2 protein-coding genes and 1 pseudogene are annotated in these 3291 nt (G+C 57.8%); 2 read left to right on the forward strand and 1 reads right to left on the reverse strand.

Annotation, left to right across the window (positions count from 1 at the left end; genetic code table 11):
• On the forward strand, window positions 1-631 hold a 631-nt coding region (locus EG244_RS19920; protein ID WP_148097652.1), incomplete at its 5' end, for a DDE-type integrase/transposase/recombinase.
• 153 nt (window positions 632-784) lie between these two features.
• Here EG244_RS19920 and EG244_RS19925 read toward each other — a convergent pair.
• Window positions 785-1559 (reverse strand): annotated as a pseudogene (locus tag EG244_RS19925) (IS110 family RNA-guided transposase); the annotation flags it as partial.
• Between the two features lie 241 nt (window positions 1560-1800).
• Between EG244_RS19925 and EG244_RS19930 the strand changes: the two are divergent.
• On the forward strand, window positions 1801-3066 hold the full coding sequence (locus EG244_RS19930; protein ID WP_124966895.1) for a glycosyltransferase family 4 protein: 1266 nt from the start codon (window positions 1801-1803) through the stop codon (window positions 3064-3066).
• Window positions 3067-3291 lie beyond the last annotated feature (225 nt).

Below are 3291 nucleotides of genomic sequence, written 5' to 3' on the forward strand. Positions count from 1 at the left end.
CATGCGGGCGCATAACCTGTTGCTGGCGCGCAGATATTCCGAGCGGCCGGACTATGTCCATGACGGCAAGGTCATCGTCATGCGATCGAACCTGCGGTGGTGCAGCGACGGATTCGAGTTCACCTGTTGGAACAACGACATCATCCGTGGCGCCGTCATCATCGATGCCCATGACCGCTGGATCATCGCCTGGACCGCTGTCGCCAATGCCGGCATCAGCGGCTCGGACATCCGTGACATCATGTTGGAGGCGGTCGAGCGCCGCTTCAGCGCTTATCGCGCGCCCACGATTATCGAGATGCTTACCGACAACGGCTCGCCCTATATCGCCAGGGAGACCCGGATCTTCGCCCGCCAGATCGGCCTGAAACCCTGCTTCACGCCGGTCAGAAGCCCGCAAAGCAACGGCATTTCGTTCACGGGCTCACTCGAACGCATGGGGTTCGCCCGTTCACCCTTCGTGAAAACCCTCAAGCGCGATGACGTCGAGATCACGCCATTACCCGATGCCCAGACCGTTCTTGGATTGATCGGCAGCTGGTTCGAGGACTACAACGAAAACCACCCGCATTCAGGGCTGAAGATGCGCTCGCCACGCGAGTTCATTGCAGCTCAAACCGCAACCGCCTGAGTGTCCGGTGAAACGGGGGCCAATACAGGCTGCGATAAAGGCCTGAAAACGGCTGGCCGAACCGCGCCCGGCCAAAATCTGTTGCCTTCCAGAGAAATGACCTCGCTCTCTGACACCAGGTGCCCTCATACGCGAGAGTTTCCACACAGCCTGGGCCCAAAGGATCCGTGCCATTTTATTCGCAAGCGCCACCCGCACCAGCATTGGTGGCCTGCGTGTGAGCATCCCGCCCAACCATGTGCGTGGCTTTGCGGCAGCATGGACATGTCGTTTAATAATCACGCTATTAGCGCCGATGATCAGCAGCCGTCGCAGAGATCGCTCCTCCAGCCTGGCCGTCGCACCAATCCGCTGCCTGCCCCCTGTCGAATGCTGCTGCGGCACCAAGCCCAACCACGCTGCAAAATCACGAACCTTGTGGAACATCTCAGGTGGCGGAGCGAGGATCGCGATCACCGTGGCAATCACCGACCCAATCCCTGGCACAGTCATCAGCCGTCGAGCTTCGCGATTTCAACTTCCAGATGGGTGAGCGCCATCACCAATACATTGAGAGTGGCAGCAGCATCGGCGGGTATGCCCCTGTCCGGGACCTCAACGATGACAATCAGTTTGATGCGTTTGCTGCCCTTGAGGCACGATCTGACCGAACTCGGTCAGATGGCCGCCAGAGCATTGATCGCTTGTATGCGCTGCCGGATCAGAAGCTCATGCCCAGGAAAAACCAGTGTCGCGCCGTGGGTGTCGTCGCTCTTTACCGGAACAAAGCGCATCCCAGGCCGTGTCGCAGCTTCGCCTCAACATCGGCCGCATCATTCTTCTGCGGTTTAACGAAGGGCTTCACATAAGCAGGCGGGACCGGCCGAACGTCATGGCCCAGCCTGCCGATCTCACGCCCCCAAAAGTGGGCTCCGCCACAGGCTTCCATCACGGCTCAACCGCGATGTGACCCTATTTCGCCAATACAATCTATGGCATTAACGCTTCCATGAGATGCAGACGATCGCTCTCAAAGGGCAGTGGACATAGCGGCACGACCGACCCAACATAACATTGAGGGGTGCCGCCGATCCAAAAGCTGAACATGACGTGAATTTCAGCCTATACTCCCTTTAAGCGGGAATATTTACCCTGATAGCTAAGATATTTGACGGCATAGGAGAGGTGGATTGGCCCAGTTTCCAGATGATGTAAGCAAAGCGGTTGTCCTGCCACCGGATTGGCAGATACGACTGCAGACTCATTTGAAGGTGCCCGCCGGGCGAGCGCCGAGGCTGGCGTTCATGGCAGGTCCAGGCGATGTGGTAGGCACCTACGAACAGTGGGCCGCAGGGCGCCACGATGTGCGTGTGCCGGTCTTATCCTACTCAGCTCAGTTTTATTCCCTGGTCGCGGCGCTTGGAGCCGAAGCGCTGATAATCACCGCAGGTCCGGAACAGCCGACTGTGCCCGACCCCCGCTTTCATTTCGTTTGCGTCGGGCGAAATCATTCTGCGCGGGGCCTGAAATGGCATCTGGCAGAACGCGACTATGCCCGTCGTCTTGCAACAGTCATTAATGACTGGTCGCCCGACGCTGTCATCCTGAGTGGTGATCTGAAGCCGACGGCCTATCACGCGATTGCCAATAAAACGCGCTTATTCCTAACGCTTCACGGTTCTTTCTGGCCCATGGGAAGGCGCTCAAATCGGCTCAGGAACCGCTTCGACCAATGGCGTTTGGGACGGGCCCTGACACGCGCAGAGGGAGCCGTCAGCACCTCAGTTGAATGCGCACGTCAATTTAAGATACTGGCTGGAGCTCGTCACAGAGTCGAAACAGAAATGCCACAGATTATGGCCGAGCATCTGACGGCTGCGCGCAGACGTGAAAGAGCAAGAAGGCTCCTTTTTTTGGGCAGAATAGAGGCGAACAAAGGCGTATTCGATTTACTTGCTGCTTTTGGCGCCGTGGCAGCGCGTTTTCCGGATGCGCGGCTGACGCTGGCCGGCACCGGGAGTGCTGATGAGATCCTGACGGAAGCGATAGACCAGCACGACGCCCGTGAACAGATTGAGTTCGCAGGACTTCTGGATGCAAAGGGTGTGCATGCCGCCTTGGGAAAAGCGGATCTTTTGATTTGTCCTACCCAAGCTGACGTCACAGAAGGATTGGCGCTGGTCGTGCTCGAAGCCGCTGCTCAGGGCGTGCCCTCCGTGACAAGTTCGGTTGTACCTGCCGCCGAAACAGCCGGTGCCGCTTGTGTGACTTTCCCTGCCAATGATGTGGAGGCACTGCGTACTACGCTTATGCGGCTGATGGAAAATCACGAGGCCTATACCACACTCGCAGGCAAAGCAGCAGAGATCCGCCCGCTTATGCTCGACCGCAGTCTGGGGTGGGGCAGCTGTCTGGCAAGGGTATTGCTGGGTGCACAGCCCATCCATTTTCGCTAGCCTCTGTTTACGTCAACCGCGCAGCTGGCCAAAGCTGTAGCCTTTCCCCGCTCACAGCACAGCGGACAGAACTGTCCGAAGGGCCATATGATCTGATCCCCGGAACCTGGACCGTTTGAAGCTGGAGTTTTCCGCTACGCTTTCCTGGGCTCAGGACTCATTGATCATATCCAGAAGATCACGATTGCAGCTATGGCTATTGCGGACATGAAGGTGTGTGCGCAT

It is taken from the genome of Falsigemmobacter faecalis (assembly GCF_003863335.1).
GTDB lineage: Bacteria > Pseudomonadota > Alphaproteobacteria > Rhodobacterales > Rhodobacteraceae > Wagnerdoeblera > Wagnerdoeblera faecalis.